Source organism: Bradyrhizobium sp. (assembly GCF_027307225.1).
Classification (GTDB): domain Bacteria; phylum Pseudomonadota; class Alphaproteobacteria; order Rhizobiales; family Xanthobacteraceae; genus Bradyrhizobium.
This window is the reverse complement of the sequence record NZ_DAHUXJ010000020.1, coordinates 57,323-81,774: the sequence shown is the minus strand read 5'-3', so window position 1 is coordinate 81,774 and position 24,452 is coordinate 57,323. Positions and strand designations below refer to the sequence as shown.

Genomic DNA, 24,452 nt, shown 5'->3' with positions numbered 1-24,452 from the left:
GTTCGAATCACAAAGAAAATTCAGCGTGAGAGATGTGCAATCGACCGACTCGCACCGCCGCACGAAGACATTATTATTTCGGTGACGCGCGGGTGGCGGCTACGCGCCATGATCGCAGTCATAGAATCGTCAGCCTATCACCTTGCTTCAACAGCGATTGGCCCTCGTCTCGGCCGAATGACGCCACGAACCCGAATATCTTTGTCCGGTCGGCCAACGGCGTTCGTCAGTTTCTTTCGAAGCCGACGGCGCGACGAAAAGCAGGGGAGAAGTAACATGAGCCGGTTGGCATACAGCGCGAACCCGCCGGGTAGTCCTGGGATCCGCAGCTAGCGACTCAACCACGCGCAGACTGGTGCAATCGTTCAATTCAGCCGGGCGTGTTTGTTTGGACGACGATGCTGCGCGTCGACGAAAGGAGAAGTTTTGTTCGCTGACCGGCGATCTTCTCTTTGGGGAACAGTTGAGTATGCGTTATCAAGTTATTGTACGGCTGCGCTCGGAGATATCCGATCGAGATTCGTATTGCGTATCTGGCAGATACGTAAATGACGCGTGCCGAACGAAAACCGAAGCCCGCCGCACGCGTGAAAAGGGAGTGCGCGGGTGAGACAGCGGAAGACCGATTACGGCACGGTCCTGTTGCACTGGCTGGTCGTCGCGGCAATCGGCGTCGCCTTCCTCAGCGGTCTGCGCATCGCTACGGAAGCGCCGGGGCGAACGTGGATCAACCTGTTCGATGCGTTGCTGCCACGGACGAACGTCTGGACGATGCACATCGAAGCCGCCGTGGTGCTGATCGCGATTGCGATCGCCTACACGGTCTATCTAGTCCGATCCGGGCTTAGCAGCCGCGTTCGATTGGACAAACTCCGTCTGCGCGCGTTGATCGGGCGAAAGCACGGCCGTCTCGGCGCGTTCAGCGTCCTTCTTACCTGGGTGTTCTTCCTCACCATGGCGACCCTGATCGTCAGTGGCGGCCTTCTCTATTTTGGTCTCTTCGCGGACCATGGCGTAGCGGCCGCACACTGGTGGGCGAGCTGGGCCGTTCCGCTCTTTACCTGCCTGCATGTTGTCGTCCAGGTCATGATCGGCGGCACTTCGCAGCTTTTTCGCATTGTTCGTCCGGGACGTTTGCCGCCTCCGCCACCTCGCCTAGATGCCGCGGAGCTACTCGCGTTGCTGGTCGAACAATCCGGACAGCCGGCGGCGCCGTCTCGGCAGCGGCCGCAGGCGGGGGCGCAAACTGGCAGCGCCGCAAAACAGCGAGACGTCACATTGCATTCAAACCCTTTCATTGTTGCAGCGGCCTTTGCAATTCTGGGCACCGGCGTGCTGATCGGGACCGATGTTCTGGTGGTTGACAGCCTGTACATCCACCGGATCTCGAGCGGGGAAGCTCCCATTCTTGACGGCGACACGTCCGATCCGGTTTGGCGAAACATCCAGCCATTCTCTCTGATGACAAATCAGGGCGACAATTTCGACGGCAAGGGTGAAACCAGGATCAATATTCGCGCGGTGCACGACGGTACCTGGGCGTATTTCCTGTTCACCTGGGAGGATCCCACGCGATCGCTGAAGCAACTGCCGCTAATCAAGAGGGCCGACGGTTGGCAGCTGCTTCATGACGGCTATGAGAGGGGCGAAGAGCGCGACTTCAATGAAGACAAGTTCGCCATCTTGTTCACGACGCTGGAGGCAACGCTTGCCGGCGACCACACTTTCCACGCTGGCCCACAGCCGGTTGCAGACGCACCGGCGACCAAGACCGGGAGAGGCCTGCATTACACACCGGCCGAGGGAATCTATGCGGATGTGTGGCAATGGAAGGCCACCAGCGGCGGCCCAAGCGGCTGGATGGATGACGATCATTTCGGCCCGCCGCTCAAGCCGACCCCGATGCAATTGAATAATGTCGTTCCGTACAGGGGCGGATTCGCGCCCGACCCCGGCACTGCAAACTATTTCAACAATTTCGATGCGCCATTGAACCCGACGGACCGCAATCAATTGATCAGGCCGCGCCGATTGCCGAAGGATGCGGCCGCGACGACCGCGGCGATGGGATCCATCAATCTCGATCCGGAGGTCGGCGAGAGCGACGGCGCGCGCTGGTTCATGACAGAGACCGAATCGGTGCCGTACACGACGGAGCTGGACCGTCAGATTCCCGTCGGCACCGTCATTCCCGGGGTGATCATATCGGGAGAATTTTCAGGCGATCGCGCCGACGTTCGATGCGCGGCGCGATGGGCCTCCGGCCACTGGTCGCTCGAGGTCGCGCGTCGCCTCGATACGCACAGCCAGTTTGACGTCCCGATCAAGACAGGCGTCTTCATGCGTGTCGCAGCCTTCGATCATAGCCAGATCGGGCACACGCGTCATGTCCGTCCAATTCGCATTGAGGTGGAGTAATGGCTAAGATTTGCAAGGTGACCTTCAACAACGAGACGTTTCTTGCCAATTGCGGTGATCTCCTGCTCGACGGCGCGCTGATGAGCGGCGTCGAGCTGCCCTACGACTGCCGCAGCGGCATTTGCGGGTCCTGTCGGGTGCGTCTAGTGGATGGCAAGGTATTCGGCGGTACCGATGACAACAGCGATATGATCTACGCCTGCCAGGCGCGGATCGTCTCCGATCTTCAAGTCGTCGCTGAGCCCACGCCCGAACCAATTTCGACGCCGGCGCGCGTGGCCGAATTGGTTCGGCTTGCCCCCGATGTCGTCGGCGTCGGCCTTGAGCTCCAGCGACCGTTCCGGCACTTGCCCGGCCAATATTGCAAGCTTCAATTTCGAGGCTTTCCGGCGCGATGCTATAGCCCGACCTATCCGCTTGAGGGGGCGCCGCGCAGCCGCCGGCTGAATTTTCACATCCGGCGCCTGCCGCACGGAGCCGTATCTTCCGTGATCGGAACCAGGATTCGCGTTGGCCACCGCGTGAGGCTGTCGGGCCCGTTCGGCAGCGCATTTCACCGGCGCAACCATCGCGGTCGCGTGATTCTGATCGCCGGTGGGACCGGGTTTGCACCGATGTGGGCAATCGCAGCCGCCGCCATCACCGAGCGTCCGCAGCGCGAGCTCGCATTCGTCGTTTCCACTCGAAAGCTCCGGTCGTTCTACATGCATGGCGCCTTGTGCCGATTGGCACGCTTCCCTAACGTCACCATTGTCCCGGTCGTGTCGGAGCCGCAGAGCGTCTCGTACGCCATCCGAAGTGGCCAGCCCACGGATTACCTGCCAGCCCTGTCGCCGGAAGACCTCGTCTATACCGCGGGTGCGCCCGGCATGACCGAAACGGTGGCTGAGCTTGCCAAGGCGGCAGGCGCCAGATGTTACGCGGACCCGTTCGCGCCAAACGACAATAGTGGCGAGCCCTCCGGTCTGGTGGCGCGCTTCGTTGGCTGGCTGGATCGCTCCCGAAAGGCTCCCGAAACTCTGCGCGCGGCGTAGGACACGCCGCACTCGCTAGGTCACGGCATCAAAGGAATCGTCGCGGAATGCGGCGGCAACGCGATTTGCGCGACGTGCTATGTCTACGTCGACGAGCCATGGGTTTCAAAATCGGCCCCATCGCAACCCGGCTTCACCACCAACATCATTATAAACCCGGCCCCCCTAAACATAGCGGGCAGGTGCAACACTAAGCTCCGCCAGCGCAACCCGAGCCCGTGCGGCCAAGAACTCGCACGATCAAACATTCGAAATGCAATTGGGCCGCCTAGCTAGCGGCCATTTTGCATTGTGATAGCTTGGGCCGCGGCGGCCCTCCTGAGCCGGATTTGGAGGACGGTACTGATCCGCCGAATTTGCATAGCGCGAGCGGTATCTCAGCCTACGATCGAAGTGATATACCGGTCGAAGCAAAACCGAACCGATCGAGAGGAAGACATGTGTGAGATCTGCCGGCCCGGCAGGGGCATCTCTCGGCGGGCACTTGGCCTGTTTGCGGCTTCTTCGGCAGGGTTCTTGCTCGCCGGCGAGGTGAGCGCGAAAGAGAAGGAATCGAAGCCGCCTAAACCGCAGAACGTACTTTCCCCGGAGGACTCTCTCAAACGACTGGTCCAGGGCAACGAACGCTATGTGGAAGGGCTGATGCGGCGCCACGATTTCAAGCACGAGCGCGAGGCGTTAGCGGCCGGCCAAAACCCATTTGCAGCGATCTTGAGCTGTGCCGACTCGCGTATAGCTCCCGAATATGCATTCGATAGCGGCCGTGGTGATCTTTTTGTGTGCCGTATCGCCGGCAATTTCGCCAGCGAAGAGACCATCGCCAGTCTCGAGTATGCGGTCGCGGTCCTCAATACGCCGCTCATTCTGGTTCTGGGGCATGACGCCTGCGGTGCCGTCGACGCGACCATCAAGTCGCTGAAAGACGGCAAGCCGCCGCCCGGACACATTCCCTCCCTGGTCGCAGCCATTGCGCCGTCGGTCAAAGCGGCTTCCTCACAAAGCGGGGATGCTCTCGACAACGCGATCCGACAGAACGTCATCGATAACGTAGCCAAGCTAAGATCAGCGGCACCCATCCTCAGCGCGGCGGTGGGCGAAAAAAAGCTGAAAGTCGTCGGCGGCATCTACCGGCTCAAAAGCGGGAAAGTCGAGATGGTAGGTTGAGCGAACGAGAGCTCGAGCTGTCGAACTGCTCGCTGTGAAGCGTCAAAGCGAAGCCGTGAAGACGACGTTACCAATTATCGGCTATCGAAAGCCGGGTGCGGAGGGGGCGAGGTCTGCAGCCCGCCCCGGCCTCAGTGGACACCCGCAAGAGATGAGAAACTGCCGGGCACCAACGTGGCCTGGCATGTGGACTGCCGCAATGTGTCCGACGGCGACTCTCCAAACAGCGTGCGGGAGGCAACCGCAAACCGGCCAAGCTCCCAAAAGCCGTGGTCGGTCACAATTTGTGTGTGACGGTTCCAGATTTGCCCGATAACGATTCTTCTCACGCCAATTTTCCGCATCGCTCAACCAGGGATCGCCGCCGAAGACCGTCGGCAGTTCGTGTGGGTCCAGTCGAATGACCGCATAAGCAGATGCGCCACAGTGAACGGCGTGATGCTCTGCCTGCGGAGGTATCACGACGATGTCCGAAGGCAGCATGTCGAACGACCACTGGGTCACCCGATCCGCGGCGCCCAGCAACATGCCGACGAGTATCTTCACGTCTGCGGAAGTGCGCTGTGCGCAGACGCCTTCACTGAAGGCGCAGACACTCAGCGTGAAGTCACCGATTCCCAGATGGGAAATGCATCCGCCCAGTTTGCCGCGGCCGAGCTGCAGGATATCAAAATGCGTACCCTTGACTGCTTGCTGCAAACCCTCGAAGCCATCGAGATCGCGTCTTTCGACTCTGAGGTGCTGGGCCACCGCCACCCTCGCCATTGCTGTCCAAATCAGACGACGATAGCGTGATCGGTGATGTGACAACAGCACGAAATCCCGCGAATGCGACCAAGTGTCCCGCGACCAAAACGCGGCAAGCGTGGGGCACCTTGATTTAAATCAAGTCGAAGAGTTCTCCTTGTTTTATCGAATGAGCCTGCTCGAGCGACGGGAAGATCTTGACCGATCTCTGTCATCATTCGTTAAGCGTGGGCCGGACTGCGATGTCGATTGGCACAAACTGCACATCACAGCGTGGCCGGATTGGCCTAGCATCTAAACCTCAACGAGAATGGGCACGCGGATACCTCCGGCTCAAATCGGAGAACGCGCAGCGAGATGCTGCGCGCGAAAGCATGTGCGCCAAAGCGGACGAGGTCTGACGTTTTACCCTGAAAGACATCTCGGAAATTGGGAGGGAGTAACATGCGTTCAATGTCACAGCTTCACTTTCCATCAGCCGCCGCCAAGATCCTACTGATTGGGAGTTTGGGCGCCGTCGTGATGATGACGCCGGCCTCGGCCTTGAATGTCGCAACGCCTTCTGCTTTTGGCATCAAGGCCGCGTCGCAGGCATCTGGTGATCTCATCGAGGTGCGCGCGGTTGCCCGGCGTGGCGGGATGGCGCGCGGTCCGCGCGGCGGCATGGTTGGCCATCGCGGCGGCGCCGCCGTCGGATATCGCGGCGGTGCCTATCGCAGCCGTACCGCCGTCGTTGGACCGCGCGGCAATGTCGCTGTTCGCAGCAGAACCGCCGTCGTAGGACGTGGGGGTTGGGCGCGTCCCGGCTGGTATGGCTGGCCCAGAGGTGGCGCGATCGCGGCCGGTGCGGCGATCGGCTTCGTGAGTGCGGCGACCGCAGCAGCCTGGGCGGGAGCGGCTCCCGCGCCAGGAATGTGCTGGTACTACACCGATCCGTCCCGTACCCAGGGATTCTGGGACTACTGCCGATAACGATGCAGCGCGCGGGGAGATACCACGATGTTGCATCAAGAAATCAGACCAATCGAACAGGCGCCTGATCTCGCCGGCATCCCCGACATGGTCTGGATCCCCGGCGGTACTTTCCGGATGGGCTCCGACCATCACTACCCCGAGGAGGCGCCGGCTCATCGTGCGACGGTCGATGGCTTCTGGATCGACCGCACGCCGGTGACGAACCGGCAATTCAAGGAATTCGTGCGCTCTACGGGCTACGTGACCTTCGCTGAGATCCCGCCAGATCCGAAAAACTATCCCGATGCACTACCGCAGTTGATCTTTGCGGGATCGCTCGTCTTCTCGCCGCTGCCGCGCGTGACCGACCTCAGCGACTGGAGTCAGTGGTGGACCTTGATGAGGGGCGCGGACTGGCGGCATCCTTATGGACCGAAGAGCAGCATCAATGTGCTCGACAAGCATCCGGTGGTGCACGTCTCATACGACGACGCGGCTGTCTACGCCAAATGGGCCGGCAAGGAATTGCCGACCGAAGCCGAATGGGAATTTGCTGCGCGCGGCGGCCTGGATGGCGAAGAGTTTGCCTGGGGAAACACGCTGGCCCCTGACGGCAAGCACATGGCGAACACCTGGCAGGGCAATTTTCCGAACCAGAATGTGTGCGAGGACGGATACGACCGCACCTCGCCGGTCACGGCGTTTCCGCCGAACGGTTACGGCCTCCACGACATGATTGGCAATGTCTGGGAGTGGACCACAGATTGGTGGTCGACCAGGCACGAGGCTGACGCCGCTAAGCCGTGCTGCATCCCGCAAAATCCGCGCGGCGGCCCCGAAAGCGAAAGTTACGATCCGTGCCAGCCGCAGATCAGGATTCCGCGCAAGGTCATCAAGGGCGGCTCGCACCTCTGTGCGCCGAACTATTGCCGCCGCTATCGCCCCGCAGCGCGCCACGCCGAACCGATCGACACGTCAACAAGCCATCTCGGATTCCGCTGCGTAGTTCGTGCAGGAGAGAAGCCATGAGTGAGACCGGAAATTCCGACAAGTTCGACTGACGGCAGTTGGAGAGCAACTCGAGAAGCAGGGATTCAGTCTCACATTACCAACGGGCAACTGACGGCAAAGCCGCCGTCGATCGGAGGAGAACCAAAATGTCTGCAACCCTTATCAACCTGATCGTTCAGCTTGTCGCAGGCGCTCTCGGTGGAAACGCCGCCGGCGCCACCATGAAGAACTTCGACCTCGGCACGCTTGGCAACACCGTTGCCGGCGCGATCGGCGGCGCAGGCGGTGGGACGCTGCTCACCACCTTGCTGCCGCTGCTGCAAGGCGCTGCGGGCAATGTCGATGTCGGCGCACTGGTCGGGCAAGCCGTCGGCGGCGGCGTTTCCGGCGCAGTCCTCACCGCGATTATCGGCGTGATCAAGAATGCCATGGGTGGCGGGCGCACCGCGAGCTGAGCGCTTTTGCGTTGCCGGCGGCGCAAGAGGCCACCGGCACCGCTGAAATGAAGACAATCAGTTAGTCAAGCCGAGGAGTTTGGAATGAGTAGCGAGGTCAGAAACCAGAACAACACTGACAAGACGCAATCGATCGACCGGCGTAATCTTCTGCTTGGCACCTCGACACTGGTAGCGACTGCGACGCTGACTTCCCGCGCGCTGGCGCAAGCTCAGAAAGCGGCGCCGGCAACGCCCTCCGCTCCCTCCGGCCGCAAGCCGAACATCCTCTTCATCATGGGCGACGACATCGGCTGGTTCAACATCAGCGCCTACAACTTGGGAGTGATGGGCTACCGGACGCCCAACATCGACCGCATCGGCAGGGAAGGTGCCATGTTCACCGATTGGTATGGCCAGCAGAGCTGCACCGCAGGACGCGCGGCCTTCATCACGGGGCAATCGCCGATCCGCACCGGATTGACCAAGGTGGGCCTGCCCGGCGCCGAGCTCGGGCTCGGGCCGCTCGATCCCTGCGTCGCCGATGTGATGAAAACGTACGGCTACGCCACCGGTCAGTTCGGCAAGAACCATCTCGGCGACCGCAACGAGCACCTACCGACCGTACACGGCTTCGACGAGTTCTTCGGCAATCTCTATCATCTCAATGCCGAGGAAGAACCGGAGAACCCGGACTATCCCAAAGATCCGCGCTTCCGCGCCAAGTTCGGGCCGCGCGGGGTGCTCAAATGCAAGGCGAGCGACCGCGACGATCCGACCGTCGATCCGGCCTATGGCCGCGTCGGCAAGCAGGTGATCGAGAATACGGGTCCGCTCGACACCAAGCGCATGGAAACCATCGACACGGAGTTCCTCGCTGCCGCCAAGGAGTTCATCAATCGACAGCAGCGCGCCGGCACGCCGTGGTTCTGCTATTTCAATTCCACGCGGATGCACATCTTCACGCACCTGAAGAAGGAATCGCAGGGCAAGACCGGGCTCGGCCTCTATCCGGACGGCATGGTGGAGCACGACGGACATGTCGGCGAGCTGTTGAAGCTGCTCGACGATCTCGGCGTAGCCGATAACACCATCGTGGTCTACACCACCGACAATGGCGCTGAAGTCTTCACGTGGCCCGATGGCGGTACGACCCCGTTCAGGGGAGAGAAAGCCACCAACTGGGAGGGCGCCTTCCGGGTGCCCTGTCTCATTCGCTGGCCGGGCGCGATCAAACCGGGAACGATCGTCAACGACATCTGTGCGCATGAAGATTTCATTCCGACCTTCGCGGCGGCCAATGATGATACCGATCTGGTGGAAAAGGTGAGGGGCGGACACATCTTGAACGGCAAGCAGTTCAAGGTTCACCTCGACGGCGCGAACCTGATGCCATTTTTCAAGGGTGAGATGGAGAAATCGCCGCGCGAAGAGTTTCTTTACTGGAGCGATGATGGGGATCTCATGGCGCTCCGGGTACGCAACTGGAAGATTGCGTTCATGGAGCAGCATACCGAAATCAATCCCAAGACCCCGCTCGGGGTCTGGCAGGGAAATTTTACCAAGCTGCGTGCGCCCAACATCTACAATTTGCGGGCCGATCCGTTCGAGCGCGGCGTCGACGGCATCTATTACGGCGACTGGCAAGCGCGCCGCGTGTTTCTGATCGTGCCGGCGCAGGCCATCATTTCGCGGTACATCGAAAGCTTCAAGACTTTCCCGCCGCGTGCGAAAGCTGCGAGTTTTACCGTCAGCGACGTGATGGAGAAGATCACGACCGCCGGGCCGGGCGCGGACTGAACGCCGGATTTATGCCCGGCTACGACATCTTTGCCTGGATCGTGCTGGTCATCCTGGTGACCAGCGCAATCGGCGTGTTCTGCATCGCCGGATGGCTGCCCGGGCACATCGCGAAATCGCGAAATCATCCGCGGGCGCAGGCGGTGACGGTCGCCGGCTGGAATGGCTCGGTATCAAAACGTCAAAATCACTGTGATGAACCATTAGGATCGGAATAGATTCGGCGGATCGAACGCAACCTGGCGGGGAGTACTTGAAGTGAATTGAAAATAGAAACAGCCAGCCGAGGAGAGCAAAAAAATGGCACGTACCACATATCGCATCCTGGCAGGAGCGCTGAGTGCGTTCGCTCCGCTGGGGCTTACGCCGAGCGCGCTCGCCGACGAAGGAGGTCTCAGCTTCTGGCTGCCCGGCACGTTTGGAAGCCTTGCCGCAACCCCTGGCACTCCAGGATGGGCGTGGGCGACGTTCTATGTCCACACCGATGTGGCAGCCGGTGCGGGCGCCCAATTCCCGCGCGGCGGGCGGGTCGATGTCGGGATCAGCGGCCGAGGCGACCTTGTCGGATACGGACCGACCTACGTTTTCGCCACGCCGGTTTTCGGCGCGCAGTTATCGGCCAGCCTGCTCGGCATCGCCGGTCGGAACGAGGCAACGGCGGCGCTTTCTCTGACCGGGCCACTCGGCAACACGATCGCACTCAGCCGGACGCAGGATCTGACCTCCTTCGGCGATGTGCTGCCGCAAATCGCGCTCAAATGGAATCAGGGCGTCAACAACTTCATGGTCTACGGCACGGGGGACATCCCTGTCGGCGACTACGATCCCAACCGTCTTGCCAATCTCGGCATCGGCCATGGCGCGATCGATTTCGGCGGCGGCTACACCTACTTGAACCCGAAGACCGGCAATGAATTTTCCGGCGTCGCCGGCTTTACCTACAATTTCAAGAACCCCGATACGCAATATCAGAACGGAATCGATTTTCACTTCGACTGGGGCGCTTCGCATTTTGTCACCAAGCAGCTCCAGCTCGGCCTGGTCGGCTACTATTTGCAGCAAGTGACCGATGACTTCGGAGCACCGCCTGCGCTCGATGGTTTCCGCTCGCGCGTCGCCGGCGTCGGGCCCCAGGTCGGCTTTCTTTTTCCGGTCGGTGATATGGAAGGGTACGTCAACGTAAAGGCCTACAAGGAGTTCGCGGCCCAGAACCGGCCCGAGGGTTGGAATGCCTGGCTGACCTTCGCGATTTCGCCGAAGGCACCTGAACCGCCGCCTGCCGTTACGCCGACCTATCACAAGTGATATGAGGAACTCCTCCAGCGCGCTTGCGCAAGCAACTGCGCGGAATGTACGCACGCTGTGCGGCATCACGGGTTGCATGTTTGCTGCCATAACGACCGGTTCGGCCGCAGCTGTCGCGCAGACCTCTACCGAGCAGAACCTCGCCGCAAACCCGGACGCGCTCGATTTCTTCCGTCCGCCCCCGAACCTGTTTCAGATGACATACGACCACAAAACCGCACCCGGCTCGGTGCGCGAGGTCACCAGTCAGACGCTGAACCTGCGCTATGACCACGCCTTCGATTTGCAGTCTGGCTGGATTCTGGCGACGCGGTCCGATTTGCCGATGCTTGCAAAGAATCCCATCAACGATTCAAATCCTGCTGGCGATTTTGTCCGGGGGATCGGCGACACGGATGTTCAGGCGGCTCTCATTCACGATATCGATCAGCGCTGGGCCTTCGGCTTCGGAATGCGGCTCGTGACGCCCACCGGCGATGAGCTGCTAACCTCCGGCAAATGGCAGGTGATGCCGATCGTCGGCGCGCGACTAGCCCTGCCGGAGATCAACAATGGCAGTTATTTCGAGCCGCTGTTGCGCTACGCCGTCAGCGTCGCCGGCGATCCCACGACGAAGAACATCAGCAATCTACAACTCGCACCGATGCTCAATATCGGTCTGCCGGACCACTGGTACGTCACTCTTTTCCCGAGTCCGGACATCCGCATCAACTACGGCGATCCGATCACCGGACAAACCGGCCGCTGGTTCGTCCCGTTCGACTTTCGTGTGGGGAAGAAATTCACCGACAATATCGCGCTGTCGCTGGAGATCGGCGTGCCGATCATCAGGGATTACCCTGTCTACGATTTCAAGACCCAGCTTCGGCTCAATGTGACGTGGTGATATGCTTTGGGCCACAACACGGGGTCTCGCGCCAGTCGTAAGACCGCAAACCGTGCTTACATCGCCAGGCTCCAACTCTTCCCATAGCCCGGCGCAATGGTCGACAACGCTGTTACCAGGTTGCACTTGGCCGCCGTTATGGAAAGATGCGGCCGCGCTTGGCCGAGATAATGGGGTCTCACCGCCGGGGAAATGAAGAATAGGGAGGCCGAGCATGGCCGGCATACATTCGCTCGATCGGCTCATCGCCGACGAATATCCGATTTTTGCCACCGATGCCGATGTTCGAGCCTTCGAACGCGTCCCCTATGCCGACCGCATCGCGGCCCGGAGCACCTATGATGCCATCAAGCTGGGCGCCGCCAGGAATCCCGACGCGCCCGCTATCCAATTCCTGGCTAACGCCGATCCGGCAGACGCACCATCTGTTATTTCCCACCGCGACTTCTTCGCTCGGGTGACGCAAGCCGCCAATATGTTTCATGCGTTGGGAGTTGGCGAAAGCGACGTGGTGAGCTTCATGCTTCCGCTGCTCCCGGAAGCCTTTGTCGTTCTGTTCGGGGCCGAAGCTGCCGGTATCGCGAATCCGATCAATCCGCTCCTGGAACCGCATCAAATTGCGGAAATCCTGGACGCCGCGAAAACCACGATCCTTGTCGCCCTCGGTCCGGTGCCCGGAACCGACATATGGGAGAAGGTGAAGCAGGTCCGTGGCCGGCTGAAGCACCTGAAAGCGACCGTGCAGGTTCATGGTCCCGGCGATCCCGTGGACAAGGTCTACTCCTTCGGTGATCTCATCAAGGACCAGCCTTCCGACAGGCTCGTCAACGATAGGCGGATTTCCGGCGAGCAGATTGCAGCGTACTTTCATACCGGAGGCACAACCGGTACCCCCAAGCTCGTCTGCCACAGCCATGCCAATCAGGTCTATCAAGCCTGGGCTTGCAATCTCCTGCTCAAGGCGAAAGCGGGAGCCAATCTGCTTTTTGGCATGCCTCTTTTCCATGTCGGCGGCTCGCTCACACAAGCGCTTAGCAGCTTGTCAGCAGGCGGCTGCCTGATCGTTCTGTCGCCATCAGGATGGCGAAATCCCGCGGCTGTAAGGAACATCTGGGGCCTTGTCGAACGCTTCAGGCCCGAAATTGTTAGCGGCGTCCCGACGGTCCTGGCCGCAGCGCTTTCCGTTCCGCCCGGCAACGCTGACTTATCGAGCTTGCGATATGCAGCCGCCGGAGGATCGGCCATACCGATTGCTGTCGGCAAAGCGATCGAGGAAAGGTTCAAGATACCGGTTGTCGAAGTCTATGGCATGACCGAAACCTCCAGTGTCCACACCATGGCGTACCCCGATCGTCCCATCCGTCTCGGATCGGCCGGCCTGCCGGTACCCTATGGTCGTGTTCGCATCGTCAAGCTGGACGACAATAATCGCGTCGAGCGTGACTGCGAGCCCGACGAGATCGGCGTCGTGGTGATGGCTGGTCCCGGTGTCTTCCGCGGCTATCTCGACGAAGTCCACAACAAGGGAGCCTTCGTCGATGGAGATTGGGTCAACTCGGGGGATCTCGGCCGCCTCGACGAGGACGGGTACCTTTGGATCACCGGCCGCGCCAAGGATCTTGTTATTCGTGGCGGCCATAACATCGATCCCGGTCCAATCGAGGATATCATATTCCAGCATCCCGCCGTCGGCCTGGCCGCCGTCGTCGGCCAGCCGGACGCCTATGCGGGCGAGTTGCCCGTGGGCTACGTACAATTGAAGCCGGGCGCTTCTGTCCAGCCGGGCGAATTGGAGGCGTGGGTCCGGGAGCGCACGCCCGAGCGCGCCGCTGTTCCCGCGCAAATCATTCCAGTCGATCCGATGCCACTTACCGGTGTCGGCAAGGTCTTCAAGCCTCGGCTTCGATGGGATGCGGCCAGGCGAGTATTCACCGGCGTTCTAGCGCCTCTTGTGGAAAGAGGCATCGACTGTCGCGTTGAGGTGGGGCCACATGGCAGCCATGGTAGTATGGCGACAGTCACGATCGCGCATGTTCCGGAGCAACAGCGGGAGGCAATCGCTAACGAAGTCGATACCATGCTCGCCCCGTTCGTGATGCGCCACCGGATCGTCTATTCATAGGCATTGGTACGTCGAGGCAGCGCCAATCCGGCGCGCTCGCACGGCGCGGCTCTCGTCTGACGGCGGCCGTTGCTATGCAACGCGGTCGATCGGGTTCAATTGTTCGATCACGCGGCCGATGTCGGCGGCCGGACGCGGGCGGCCGAAGTAGAATCCTTGCACCGCAGTGCAACCGGCTTCGCGCACGAGCTCAAGCTGCTGCGCCGTCTCTACACCTTCGGCCGTGGTTTCCACACCGAGATTAGCGCCGAGGGCAGCTATGGTGCGGACGATGGCTCCGCTTTCATGGCTCTCGCCGAGGGTCTGCACGAAAGAGCGATCGATCTTGATCGTGTCGAAACGAAATTTGCGCAAATAGCCGAGCGCGGAATAGCCGACGCCAAAATCATCGAGGCTGATCCGCACGCCGAGGGTTCGCAGCTGCCGCAGGATCGCAACCGTCGCCTCGTCGTCTTCAAGCAGCGCGGTCTCGGTGACCTCGAGTTCGAGCCGATGCGGAGCAAGGCCTGCTCCCGCCAACGCACTCGTGACCATCGCGACAAGCCCGCGGGCGCGGAACTGCACCGGTGACAGATTAACTGCAACCCGGACGAAGTCCGGCCATTTGGCGGCCGTGGCACAGGCGCTGCGCAACACCCATTCGCCGAGCGGGACAATGAGACCGGTCTCCTCGGCGATCGGTATGAATTCGGCAGGCGAGACCGCACCGCGCTTGGCGTGGTGCCATCGCAGCAGCGCCTCGAAGCCGGTCAGCTCATTGTTGCCGAGATGAACCTGTGGCTGAAACGCCAGATGAAACTCGCCGGCCTCAAGAGCCTTGCGCAACTCTGCTTCCAGAGTCTGCCGCGACCGCACCTGCGTTTCCATATCGGGTTGGAAAAGTTGATAGGCCCCACGGCCCTTTGCCTTCGCCTGATAGAGCGCGAGGTCGGCGCGTTTCATCAGTTCGTCGGGATCGAGGCCGTGATCGGGCGCGGTCGCGATCCCAATACTCACACCGGTATGGATTGTCTGGTTTTCCAGCGGCGGCGGGCGGCCAATGACCTCGACCAGGCGGCGGGCAAGCGCCTCAGCCGATTGTGGTTGCGGCCCTCGCTGCAACACTGCGAATTCGTCGCCGCCGAGGCGGGCGACGGTATCAGCCTCGCTAACGCATTCGAGCAGGCGCGCGGCGACCCAGCGTAAATGGTCGTCTCCGACGGCGTGACCCAGGCGGTCGTTGACGGTCTTGAAGTTATCGAGATCGAGGCAGAGCACCGCCATTGCATCGCCCTGCGCAACTTCCTTGAGGCTATCGGCCATCTTCTCGCGGAACAGCACGCGGTTTGCCAGGTCGGTCAGCGCGTCATGCTTGGCCATGTGCGCGACGCGCTCCTGGGCCTTGTGGCGCTCGGTAACGTCCTCATAAGTTATGATCCAGCCACCCTGGTCCATAGGATGGTGGCTGAGCTTGATGATGCGGCCGTCGCTGAGATGGCGGTGTTGGGTACGCGCGCCCTCATTCAGCCTTTTGACATAGTCGTCGTAAAGTTGTTGCGCTGTCGTGGCTGGATAATTGCCGAGCGCCCAGCTGTGCTCGATGATCTCGCGCATGGTGACGCCGGGCTTCACGATCTCCGGTGACATGCCGTACATGTCGATATAGCGCCTGTTGCATACGATTACGCGCAGATTGCCGTCCAGCATGCACAGGCCCTGCGACATGTTGTTCAGCGCCGCATCGAACCGCCGGTACTGCTCGCTCAACTCATCATGATCGCGCTCGCGGTCCGTGACATCCTCATAAGTGCAGACGAAGCTGCCGTCACTCAGCGGGCTATAGCGCACGGCAAGCCGGCGCCCATCCGGCATGCGGCGCTGAACGGCCAGATCCTTGTGTCCCGAAAGCCGTGCACGCAGGTCGTACAGCAGCTGGTCGGTCGCGAAATCGGCGGCGTAGACGCCGTTCTGTTTGACCATGCTCACGAGGTCGGACAGATGCGTGCCCGGCCTCGCCTCGTGAGGAGCCAGGCCGTAGATCTTGAGATAGTTGCTGTTGCATACAAGCAGCCGCATGTCCTTGTCGTAGACGCATAGACCATGCGCCATGTTCTCGAGCGCGGCATCCAGCAGGAGGTTCTTCTGTCTCAGCGCTTCCTCGGAGCGCCGCCGCTCGGTAACGTCCTCGCAGGCGCTGACCCATCCGCCGTCTGGCGTCTCCCGCGATATCACCTGGATCACGCGTTGGTCGGCACGGGTGAGAAAGCCCGCGCGGGTACCGCTGCGAATCTCGCTCATGCGCCTTGAATAGAGCTCATTCGCCGACAGGCCCGGCGCATTTCCCTTTGCGACCCAGTGCTCGATCATCGCGCGGTGTGTGATGCCGGGGCGAATAATCTGCGGATCAAGTCCATAAACTTCGAGGTACTGCCGGTTGCAGACGATCAGTTTCTCGTCGGCGCCGAACATGCTCAGTCCATGGGACATATTGGCGACCGCGTGCTCGATGCGCTCGGTCTGGACCCGCAGCGCCTTTTCCAGCCTGGCGCGGGGGGTGACGTCGTCGCAGACGGTGAGCCACCCGCCGTCGGGCAGCAGCCGTACATCCAGCGTCGTGACCACACCGTTCGGCTGTTCCTGTTCGACGCTGCACGGTCTTCCGGAGGCCAGCAGGGCAAGACGGGTTTGGTAATGGTCTTCGACCAGCTCCGGCGCAAAATTGCCGCGCGAAGCACTGTGTTCAAGTAATTGCCGATAGCTGATGCCCTGCCGGATTACATCCGGCGACAAATTGAACAATTCGAGAAAGCGCTGGTTAAGCAAGACCACCCGGTTGTCAGCGTCGTAGACGCAGACACCTTGCGTCACGCTCTCGAGCACGTTTTGGCTGAGCGCAAGGCGGGCCGTTATCGTTTGAGCCTTACGGGAGCGGCGTATCTTGTTGCGGGGCGCAGCCATCGGGCGAGAAGTTTCCAACGTCCAAGAAACATCAAATCGTAACGCATTGAATTTGCGGGCTCTCAGGCTAGCGTCCATCTGGGAATATTGTCTTAAGCGTCTTAGTTTACGGACCATGACCGCCTTGACGCCAGAAGGGCCAGCGCACTGCCGTTCGTCGTTGCCTGGATCGCGATACTATTCGGCGCCTGGATCAGTGCGTGTACAGCGTTCCCTGGATTGGGGGATCTGGGCTCCTGTCGCGCAGTTTGGTATCGCGAAGATACCAACCGAGATGCTGTTTGTGCTCTTCATGCGGTTGAAGGGCGCGTCGTCCCTGAAATGGGTGTTCGCCGTCAGCGGCTTCTTCTGGCTGCTGTTCCTGTATGGGCTGAGCATGACAGATTACTCGAACCGGCGGGGGTTTCCGCCTACGCCGGCCGCGAGCACCTGGAATCGGCCGGTCGGGTGCGCCAAAAGGGCGTCGATTCACATAGGATAATGCGGAAGCCATGGTAGCGCGCAATGATCCGGCGGCAAGGTGAAGGCGGTCGATCGATTTGGTTTTGCTCGATTAAGCCAGTCACGTTGGGCCGTCCAGCATCATTCAGCAGACTCTGTGTATGTCGGAGGCACTGAAATTGGTCGTTGACGGCTATGCAAGTCTTTTAGGATCGCAAGGCGCGATCGAACAACTTCACCAACGTGCGATGGTGTGTTGAGGAAACGACAGATTCATTGTTCGGCGCTAGTTTTTTTGATTGCCTTATTGGGTGAGGATATTAAAGCAGTTGAAGCGGTCCAAGACTGCAGAAGAGGATGGGGGCTGGCGCACGAAGAAAGAAGTTGCGTTGGAGGAAGCTACAATGATAGGCGCCGTTTTTCAGCCTGAACTCATCGAACTGATGAGGTCCGTGCTTGAGGAAGCAATAGTAATGCTGCCTGAGGCAAAGCGAACGTCGACGACCAAAGCCGACATAGCCTCTAACATTTTAGCCTGTGCGGCGAAGGGCGAGCGCGACCCGGCAGTGCTAAGAGCTGCTGCATTTTCCGACGTCATGAATTGTACTCGCTATTCGCACGATGTTTCAACGCATCGGCGGGCGGTTTAGGGAACTCTGCTTCTATGCCCTGTTCCACCGCTTCGGTTTAGGTCAGCCGCCGGCCCGGGTTTCAACGTGAACATCGCCTGAGCCGTCGCGAAGCTCTGCCGACGGCTAGCATCAGGCAGTCGAACATCGCCCGAAGGGAACGTAACGCGTCAACGCGCATTACATTGGCACCAGGTAGTGCGCCTGAGCATCAATATCCAAACACGATGGGGAAGCGGGGACATCGCAGTCCGAGAGGCTGTGCAGATGCCACAGAATGTTACCCAGAAGCTTGTCTCGGCCCATCTCGTACACGGCAAGATGCGTCCGGGCGAGCCCATCTTGATCCGCATTGATCAGACGCTCACACAGGATGCGACCGGCACGCTGGTGATGCTGGCGCTGGAGTCGATCGGCCTGGATCGCGCGCGTACGGAACTCAGCGCGCAATATGTCGATCACAACCTGCTGGAAGCCGACCACCTGAACGCCGACGATCATCTCTTTCTGGAGAGCGCCTGCCGCCGTTTCGGCTTGTGGTACTCGCGCGCCGGCGACGGCATCAGCCATGTGGTGCACATGCAGCATTTCGGCAAGCCTGGCAAATCCCTTCTGGGCTCCGACAGTCACACGCCGGCGGCGGGAGCGCTTGGAATGCTGGCGATCGGAGCCGGCGGTCTTGACGTTGCGCTCGCCATCAGCGGTGAGCCGTTTCCCACGACGATGCCCGCCGTACTCGGTGTCGAGTTCACCGGCAAGTTGCCGCCCTGGGTGAGCGCCAAGATGTCATCCTCGAGATGTTGCGACGCCACGGCGTCACCGGCGGCGTCGGCAAGGTGATCGAATATTTCGGACCCGGGCTCGACGCGCTGTCCGCGATGGACAGGCACGTCATCGCCAACATGGGTGCCGAGTTGGGGGCAACCACCACGGTGTTTCCGTCCGACCGCAAGACGCGCCGTTTTCTGGAGGCCAGCGACCGGGCTCGTGACTGGCAGGAAATCGTTGCCGACAATGCATGCAGTTATGACGAGGAAGATTCGATCGACCTGTCGAAGCTCGAACCGCTGATCGCGACGCCGTCGAGTCCCGGCAATGTCGTCGGTGTGAGCGAAGTTGCGGGCCAACCGATCTACCAGGCCTATATCGGATCATCCGCCAATCCCGGCTGGCGCGACTTTGCCGTTGCCGCAGAAATCGTTCGCGGCAGCCATGTCCCGGCCGATGTGTCGTTCGACATCAATCCGACGTCGCGCGACACGCTGGAGGCGCTGGTCGTCGACGGCCGGCTCGGGGCGTTGCTCGCAGCCGGCGCGCGGATCCATCAGACCGGTTGCAACGGCTGCATCGGAATGGGCCAGGCGCCCGCGGTCGGGCGCAATTCGCTTCGCACCACGCCGCGCAACTTTCCCGGCCGGTCGGGCACCGAGGAGGATTCGGTGTTTCTCTGCTCGCCGGAAACCGCGGCGGCTTCGGCGCTCGCGGGACGCATCACCGATCCGCGAACGCTGACGAAGTCCTGCCCTGAACTGTACAATCCCGTCCGGCCGACGCTGAACATGAAACTCTTTGGAGCCCCGCTCGCGGCGGAACAGGCGCGAACTGTCCAACTCGTCAAAGGTCCGAACATCCGCTCGCTGCCGGATTTCGATCCGCTTCCCGACCAGCTTGAGCTGAGGGTTCTCCTGAAAATGGGGGACGATGTTTCAACCGATGAAATTCTCCCCGCCGGCGCCAGGGTGCTTCCCTATCGCTCCAACATCCAGAGGATCGGCGACTTCGCCTTTGAGCGGATCGATCGCGGCTACGCCGAGCGCGCGCGTGCGGCGCGCGGCGGACACAGCGTCGTCGCGGGGCGCAACTATGGCCAGGGTTCCTCGCGCGAGCATGCGGCTGCGGCGCCGCGAAACCTGGACCTGAGAGTGGTTCTTGCGAAGAGCTTCGCGCGAATTCACCGCCAGAATCTCGTCAATTACGGCATTCTGCCCCTGACGTTCGTCAACGAGGCCGATTACGATCGTTTACAGAAGGACGATGTCCTGCGTGCCGACAATCTGCGCCGCGTCCTCAAGAGCGGTGAGGACATTACACTCGATTGCCGCTGGGCCGTGCGGGCGCGCCACGGCCTTACCGCGCTGCAGATCGATGTGATTCTGGCTGGCGGGCTGATCAATTGGCGCAGGAATGAATCGCAAGCCGCGGCATAGCCTCTCCGCATCCAGGGCTTTTTGCTTGAAAAGCTCCGCCTCGCGGACGATGAAGCGGAGCCGACTCTTAACGCCTTAGCTTCGGGGACCGAGGCGTAAGGGCTGCATATCAGACAGGGTTCTAATTCACCAAATGTGCTTGGCGCGAGCAGAAAAAACCCACCGCGCTGAGAACACGGTGGGGTCGAAGTGATGGTCCCAGCGGGACCGCTCTTAATTTAGCTCGAAAGCCAGTAGTTTCTTCGCGCCATTCGTAATTTTGATTTCTGGCGTGCTAATAATTCCCGGAAAATTTTCCATCTTCCTGTGAGCGGTGCTTCCAATAAGGAGGTTCCGATTGAAACGAAGCGGTGCGATTGGAGCGAGCGGTCCCGCACGCATTCAGCTTTGCTGATCTTGCGCCCGACAAGGACGGCGTCATGGTTCACATTCGCTTTCAGTTCACGGACTGGCAAATTGTAGCACCGGCCTGTAGACCGAGCCGGAATGTGGCCTAGCAGTCAGCCGAACCGCTTATCGCTTCGTCTCGGTGGTTAGATACTCCAATGTTCTATTGCAGGCTTGCTCGGCATCAGCAAATGTCTTGAAGGGCGCTCCCGCGATTTTGATAGCGCCTATGTTTTTGTAGAGCGGTCGCCATGTCGCCATGAAGCCAAGGCGTCCGTGAAAGCCCTCTCCGGCGTTGCTCTCATGGCTTATTACGAATGAAAAGCCACCGCTGGCGGCGCTCCATATCTCCAGGCGATCAAGTGCGTGGTGAAAGTGCAGAGCCATTGGTGGACTCTACACCTCTCGGGCAACTCGGGCTTTCCTTCGCTCCGGTAACGTTACCTATCTGGCCAGGAATTAGGACCTCCAGCACTCGGCTAATAGATGCCGACCGTTAGGGCGAATTGCAGACGACCCCACACCGTCAGCCTTTGTCTGACTTGGCTGGCTAACGGCATCGAATTACCGTGCCAGCGCGGCGGTCCCTCAAAAGGACGCGTACCAATCTTCAGGAAAAGCGATCGGTGGCCAGCGCTTTCCATTGTCATTGGCAACGACGGCCCTCTCGTTGTCCGCGTCGGGATCTGCCTGCTGATTTGATGGGGTGTCGCTAATCAATGCGACATCAACTGCCGCTACGTCTGAATCGACTTGCATGATCAAGCTCCCGTACAGGAAGCAGTCGCTTATTTTTTGGCGCTATAAAATGAGTTGAAATATATAGCAGGCTAGTGCTCCAGAATAGGCAAGCGACGCTGACCCAGCGACAGCTTCGGCACCGCAGTTCTACCGTTAGTGCGGCGACGTCGATGGGCAATTGGAATCGCGGATGTTTTGACTTGAACGACCAGAACGTTGTGATTCACGCGATCCTCCTCGCCGATCTTCGATGCAGTCGCCGTTGGTCTGGCAAACAGGGCTGAGATTAAGGGATAAGCAAGATGTAGAGGGCTTTCATCGCCGGCCATTTTGCCTTGCTATGCGTGGACGGCGAGATCCGTGACAGCAAACGATCAATTGAGCGCCCTGCTGACGCCGCTGCATCGGTCCTCGGCGGTCACCAAAAATTTCCTCTGTTGGCTAATCGGCGAGTAACCGCCACGGCATATTGGGCCTGCTGTTTAGGGCAGCGTTTATGGCGGCCGTCGCATCATGCCTGGAGCGTTAGAGGCCTGGATAACATGTCCACTTTAAAAGAGACCACCATTGCGGTGCCGGTTGTCGCTGCGTTGCTATTCGTTAGTCATATTATTTTCGGCCCGGACGAGAGCTGTCGCTTGCCGGCGATCACATCCTGGTTGGGGGCAGTACAGGTCCCGGATGAGCGCTTTCTGGCAACCGATTCCTTCACCGGCAGGGCGTCTGACGTCGTCAATGCCCCGTCAGAAGACGTGCCGGCCGCCGATTTGACTCCGCAAGCGCGGATAAGAACTGTATTCGCCCAGTTCGTGCCGCGTGTGCGCCGCTCTGCAACTCAACGGGACGCAGGCTGAAAAACTTACACCGTGGAAAAGCTGGCCTACCGCTGCAATGATCGCAGAGATCGCTGTGACTGAGAGAGGGGCAGGGAGCACGCGGCTATCTGCCATGATTGCCCCCTGGTGCGGCGAATTTGAAGTTCCTATCAGTTTCGCCGTGAGTTCATTATAGGAACGTCAAATTCAAAGCCGCTACTCAAAACAATAAGTTGCTAGAGCTCCCTTGATTCCGAAGTTCGCATCGGAGGGGCCGCAATAGCTTGCGAACTTCGGAATCGGAGCTCTAGTCTGACAGAATTCGGCCCGTGCGATTATGTTGGCATTAACCGTGAAACGGACTGGCCTAAGCTCAAAGTAGATAGTTACCCAAAATCGCCTCATAGCTGGACGAAGTCGTTTGGCTTCGAAGTGGGCTTCGTCGCCCGCTGAAATCCTTCCATCTGCAGTTTGAAGAGGCGTTGAATGCAGGCGGGCTCGGGGAAAATTGCGCTTTTCATCGACGGCGCCAATCTCCATGCGTCGGTCAAGGCTCTTGGTTTTGAAGTCGACTATAGGCAATTGCTTCGGGAGTTTGCGGGCCGCGGCCGGCTTTTGCGGGCGCTCTATTACACGGCCATCGTAGAGGATGACCAGCAATTCTCCCCACTTCGACCGTTGACCGATTGGCTCGATTACAATGGCTATACGGTAGTCACAAAGCCCGCCAAGGAGTTCACTGATGCTAATGGACATCGCAAGGTCAAGGGAAGCATGGGTGTCGAGCTGGCGGTCGACGCATTAGGGCTAGCGGATTACATCGATCGGATGGTGCTGTTTTCGGGAGATGGCGACTTTTGCGCACTAGAGCTCCGATTCCGAAGTTCGCAAGCTATTGCGGCCCATCCGATGCGAACTTCGGAATCAAGGGAGCTCTAGCAACTTATTGATGCTAGTGCGGCTTTGAATTTGAAGTTCCTATAACGAACTCACCGCGAAACTGATAGGAACTTCAAATTCGCCGCACTAGTTGCCGCGATGCAGAGAAGGGGCATCAAGGTCACGATCGTGTCGACAATTAGCTGTGAACCGCCAATGATCGCCGATGACCTGCGGCGGCAAGCAGATACATTCACCGATCTTGCAACGCTTCGGGCTCGGATTGATCGAGCCAACGAAAAGAAGCGATAGGCCCAACGAATAGGGAGTTTGCGGTCACGCGGGTCAGGCAGCTAACGCTTCTTCTCGAAACATCTGCTCGCTGGTCCAACGAATGCTGTGCTGAGCTCGCTAAAGAGATGCGATAAAATGGTCTCATGAGTACCTCGGTAACATTTGCGATAGGCGATGTTCACGGCTGCATTGATGAATTGCGGTCATTGTTTGAATTGTGCCGGAAAAGCGCGGGCAGCGTCGAGCATGAATTTATCTTTTTGGGCGACTACGTTGATCGGGGGCCCGCTTCGAACGAAGTCGTCGCGTTTTTAATGAAAGAGCAAGCAGCCGGACAATGCCGTCTTCGCTGCTTGCGGGGAAATCATGACGAGATGCTCCTCACCGCAGCTGACCCCGAGCGATCCGACGCAGACCTTTTGCGGTGGTTTAGTAACGGTGGGGATGCCACGCTAGATGCCTACGGATTGGGTGACCCAGCCGAACTGCCGCCCGACCATCTTGCCTGGATCGGCAACTTGCCAATTCGGATCCACGAGCGAGAGCGCTTCTTTGTACATGCGGGAGTGCGTCCTGGAATCCCGCTGATCGAGCAGATCGATGGCGATTTGCTCTGGATCAGAGAGCCGTTTCTCTCTTCCCGGCAATGGCATGGTGCCCTTGTGGTACACGGCCACACGCCGACAACGAACGCTGCGCCGGAAGTGCGGTGCAACCGGGTCAACATCGATACCGGTGTGTGCTTCGGACGAATGCTGACCGCAGCTGCATTCAGCGCGAACAGATTGGGGCCGTCGTTCTTCCTTAACAGCGATGGCCTACGGTTTGAAATCGCGGAGGAGTAGGCGATCAGGAGGTGTCTGCGTCGCCGAACTAGTGGTCCGATTCTAACATTCGCATCCCCTCTCAGCGGCCACTTTTGCGAATGTTAGAATCAAAGGACCACTAGCAAATATATGTTTCTAGTGGAGTTTGGGATTTGACATTCGCCCTGCGAATTCGCGGCCGATGGGTAGCGAATGTCAAATCCACTCCACTAGTCTAGGCTGCTTGCAAAACCCTCAGAGATCCTGGGACACATCGGTCGGATGGTTGATTCAGGCGCACAATGCGCAGTGCTGATAGGCTGCGTTGCATAGCCATTCGCATCTGCGAACCACAATCTTCCCATATTCGCCTTTGAAAGTCTGTCGACGACGCGAATCGGGGATTCTTTAAGTGGGGGGCGCACCAATGTTGGTGGCCAT

Annotated in this window: 18 protein-coding genes and 3 pseudogenes; 19 read left to right on the top strand and 2 right to left on the bottom strand. The window is 59.7% G+C overall.

Annotated elements, in window-relative coordinates:
• The first annotated feature begins 606 nt into the window (after window positions 1–606).
• The 13 genes and pseudogenes from M6D32_RS03870 to M6D32_RS03810 all read left to right on the top strand — a co-directional run bounded on the left by M6D32_RS03870 (window position 607) and on the right by M6D32_RS03810 (window position 13,875).
• On the top strand, window positions 607–2,418 hold the full coding sequence (locus tag M6D32_RS03870; protein WP_298253539.1) for an ethylbenzene dehydrogenase-related protein: 1,812 nt from the start codon (window positions 607–609) through the stop codon (window positions 2,416–2,418).
• Complete coding sequence (locus tag M6D32_RS03865; protein WP_298253537.1) at window positions 2,418–3,452, top strand: 2Fe-2S iron-sulfur cluster-binding protein; 1,035 nt, start codon at window positions 2,418–2,420, stop codon at window positions 3,450–3,452. Before M6D32_RS03870 ends, M6D32_RS03865 begins: the two co-directional genes overlap by 1 nt.
• Window positions 3,453–3,464: 12 nt before the next feature.
• A pseudogene (locus tag M6D32_RS03860) lies at window positions 3,465–3,563 on the top strand (ferredoxin); the annotation flags it as partial.
• A gap of 327 nt (window positions 3,564–3,890) precedes the next feature.
• The gene (locus M6D32_RS03855) at window positions 3,891–4,616 is read left to right on the top strand and encodes a carbonic anhydrase (protein WP_298253562.1); all 726 of its coding nucleotides are present in this window, start codon (window positions 3,891–3,893) and stop codon (window positions 4,614–4,616) included.
• Window positions 4,617–5,042: 426 nt separating this feature from the next.
• On the top strand, window positions 5,043–5,411 hold the full coding sequence (locus M6D32_RS03850; protein WP_298253535.1) for a hypothetical protein: 369 nt from the start codon (window positions 5,043–5,045) through the stop codon (window positions 5,409–5,411).
• Window positions 5,412–5,807: 396 nt separating this feature from the next.
• Window positions 5,808–6,335 (top strand): hypothetical protein, encoded by a 528-nt coding sequence (locus M6D32_RS03845; protein WP_298253533.1) that lies wholly within the window; start codon window positions 5,808–5,810, stop codon window positions 6,333–6,335.
• Between the two features lie 27 nt (window positions 6,336–6,362).
• Entirely contained in the window at window positions 6,363–7,346 is a 984-nt protein-coding gene (locus M6D32_RS03840) for a formylglycine-generating enzyme family protein (protein ID WP_298253531.1), read from the top strand.
• 128 nt (window positions 7,347–7,474) lie between these two features.
• Window positions 7,475–7,783 (top strand): hypothetical protein, encoded by a 309-nt coding sequence (locus M6D32_RS03835; protein ID WP_298253529.1) that lies wholly within the window; start codon window positions 7,475–7,477, stop codon window positions 7,781–7,783.
• An 84-nt stretch (window positions 7,784–7,867) separates the two neighbouring features.
• Entirely contained in the window at window positions 7,868–9,562 is a 1,695-nt protein-coding gene (locus tag M6D32_RS03830) for an arylsulfatase (protein ID WP_298253527.1), read from the top strand.
• A gap of 11 nt (window positions 9,563–9,573) precedes the next feature.
• Entirely contained in the window at window positions 9,574–9,780 is a 207-nt protein-coding gene (locus M6D32_RS03825) for a DUF3302 domain-containing protein (protein WP_298253525.1), read from the top strand.
• 82 nt (window positions 9,781–9,862) lie between these two features.
• On the top strand, window positions 9,863–10,867 hold the full coding sequence (locus M6D32_RS03820) for a transporter (RefSeq protein WP_298253523.1): 1,005 nt from the start codon (window positions 9,863–9,865) through the stop codon (window positions 10,865–10,867).
• A 76-nt stretch (window positions 10,868–10,943) separates the two neighbouring features.
• A complete protein-coding gene (locus M6D32_RS03815) occupies window positions 10,944–11,753 on the top strand; it encodes a hypothetical protein (RefSeq protein WP_298253521.1) in 810 nt (269 codons plus the stop codon).
• A gap of 214 nt (window positions 11,754–11,967) precedes the next feature.
• Window positions 11,968–13,875: an acyl-CoA synthetase gene (locus M6D32_RS03810; RefSeq protein ID WP_298253519.1), complete on the top strand. Its 1,908-nt coding sequence runs from the start codon at window positions 11,968–11,970 to the stop codon at window positions 13,873–13,875.
• A gap of 72 nt (window positions 13,876–13,947) precedes the next feature.
• On the opposite strand, the gene M6D32_RS03805 is transcribed toward M6D32_RS03810, so the two are convergent.
• Window positions 13,948–16,812 (bottom strand): PAS-domain containing protein, encoded by a 2,865-nt coding sequence (locus tag M6D32_RS03805; protein ID WP_298253517.1) that lies wholly within the window; start codon window positions 16,810–16,812, stop codon window positions 13,948–13,950.
• Window positions 16,813–18,149: 1,337 nt separating this feature from the next.
• On the opposite strand from M6D32_RS03805, the pseudogene M6D32_RS26930 reads away from it, so the two are divergent.
• Both M6D32_RS26930 and M6D32_RS26925 read left to right on the top strand, forming a co-directional pair.
• Window positions 18,150–19,309: pseudogene (locus tag M6D32_RS26930) on the top strand (aconitase family protein); the annotation flags it as partial.
• A gap of 132 nt (window positions 19,310–19,441) precedes the next feature.
• Window positions 19,442–20,089, top strand: coding sequence for a hypothetical protein (locus tag M6D32_RS26925; RefSeq protein WP_366145815.1), 648 nt, complete (start codon window positions 19,442–19,444; stop codon window positions 20,087–20,089).
• 975 nt (window positions 20,090–21,064) lie between these two features.
• Here M6D32_RS26925 and M6D32_RS03785 read toward each other — a convergent pair.
• Complete coding sequence (locus M6D32_RS03785) at window positions 21,065–21,235, bottom strand: hypothetical protein (protein WP_298253509.1); 171 nt, start codon at window positions 21,233–21,235, stop codon at window positions 21,065–21,067.
• A 524-nt stretch (window positions 21,236–21,759) separates the two neighbouring features.
• Between M6D32_RS03785 and M6D32_RS03780 the strand changes: the two genes are divergently transcribed.
• The 4 genes and pseudogenes from M6D32_RS03780 to M6D32_RS03765 all read left to right on the top strand — a co-directional run bounded on the left by M6D32_RS03780 (window position 21,760) and on the right by M6D32_RS03765 (window position 24,050).
• Window positions 21,760–22,071 carry a hypothetical protein gene (locus M6D32_RS03780; protein WP_298253507.1) on the top strand — a complete coding sequence of 104 codons (312 nt, stop codon included), beginning with the start codon at window positions 21,760–21,762 and terminating at the stop codon, window positions 22,069–22,071.
• A 447-nt stretch (window positions 22,072–22,518) separates the two neighbouring features.
• Window positions 22,519–22,971 (top strand): NYN domain-containing protein, encoded by a 453-nt coding sequence (locus tag M6D32_RS03775; protein WP_366145813.1) that lies wholly within the window; start codon window positions 22,519–22,521, stop codon window positions 22,969–22,971.
• A gap of 78 nt (window positions 22,972–23,049) precedes the next feature.
• Window positions 23,050–23,202 (top strand): annotated as a pseudogene (locus M6D32_RS03770) (NYN domain-containing protein); the annotation flags it as partial.
• A 146-nt stretch (window positions 23,203–23,348) separates the two neighbouring features.
• A complete protein-coding gene (locus M6D32_RS03765; protein WP_298253505.1) occupies window positions 23,349–24,050 on the top strand; it encodes a metallophosphoesterase family protein in 702 nt (233 codons plus the stop codon).
• Window positions 24,051–24,452: the final 402 nt, after the last annotated feature.

Excerpts from the sequence above, each read along its gene's own strand:
- M6D32_RS03765 (WP_298253505.1), top strand. The coding sequence starts at position 23,349 with ATGAGTACCTCGGTAACATTTGCGATAGGCGATGTTCACGGCTGCATT.
- M6D32_RS03815 (WP_298253521.1), top strand. The coding sequence starts at position 10,944 with ATGTTTGCTGCCATAACGACCGGTTCGGCCGCAGCTGTCGCGCAGACC.
- M6D32_RS03825 (WP_298253525.1), top strand. The coding sequence starts at position 9,574 with ATGCCCGGCTACGACATCTTTGCCTGGATCGTGCTGGTCATCCTGGTG.
- M6D32_RS03855 (WP_298253562.1), top strand. The coding sequence starts at position 3,891 with ATGTGTGAGATCTGCCGGCCCGGCAGGGGCATCTCTCGGCGGGCACTT.
- M6D32_RS03865 (WP_298253537.1), top strand. The coding sequence starts at position 2,418 with ATGGCTAAGATTTGCAAGGTGACCTTCAACAACGAGACGTTTCTTGCC.
- M6D32_RS03830 (WP_298253527.1), top strand. The coding sequence starts at position 7,868 with ATGAGTAGCGAGGTCAGAAACCAGAACAACACTGACAAGACGCAATCG.
- M6D32_RS03775 (WP_366145813.1), top strand. The coding sequence starts at position 22,519 with ATGCAGGCGGGCTCGGGGAAAATTGCGCTTTTCATCGACGGCGCCAAT.
- M6D32_RS03805 (WP_298253517.1), bottom strand. The coding sequence starts at position 16,812 with ATGGCTGCGCCCCGCAACAAGATACGCCGCTCCCGTAAGGCTCAAACG.
- M6D32_RS03845 (WP_298253533.1), top strand. The coding sequence starts at position 5,808 with ATGCGTTCAATGTCACAGCTTCACTTTCCATCAGCCGCCGCCAAGATC.
- M6D32_RS03780 (WP_298253507.1), top strand. The coding sequence starts at position 21,760 with ATGTCCACTTTAAAAGAGACCACCATTGCGGTGCCGGTTGTCGCTGCG.
- M6D32_RS03785 (WP_298253509.1), bottom strand. The coding sequence starts at position 21,235 with ATGCAAGTCGATTCAGACGTAGCGGCAGTTGATGTCGCATTGATTAGC.
- M6D32_RS03810 (WP_298253519.1), top strand. The coding sequence starts at position 11,968 with ATGGCCGGCATACATTCGCTCGATCGGCTCATCGCCGACGAATATCCG.
- M6D32_RS26925 (WP_366145815.1), top strand. The coding sequence starts at position 19,442 with ATGAAACTCTTTGGAGCCCCGCTCGCGGCGGAACAGGCGCGAACTGTC.
- M6D32_RS03820 (WP_298253523.1), top strand. The coding sequence starts at position 9,863 with ATGGCACGTACCACATATCGCATCCTGGCAGGAGCGCTGAGTGCGTTC.
- M6D32_RS03840 (WP_298253531.1), top strand. The coding sequence starts at position 6,363 with ATGTTGCATCAAGAAATCAGACCAATCGAACAGGCGCCTGATCTCGCC.
- M6D32_RS03835 (WP_298253529.1), top strand. The coding sequence starts at position 7,475 with ATGTCTGCAACCCTTATCAACCTGATCGTTCAGCTTGTCGCAGGCGCT.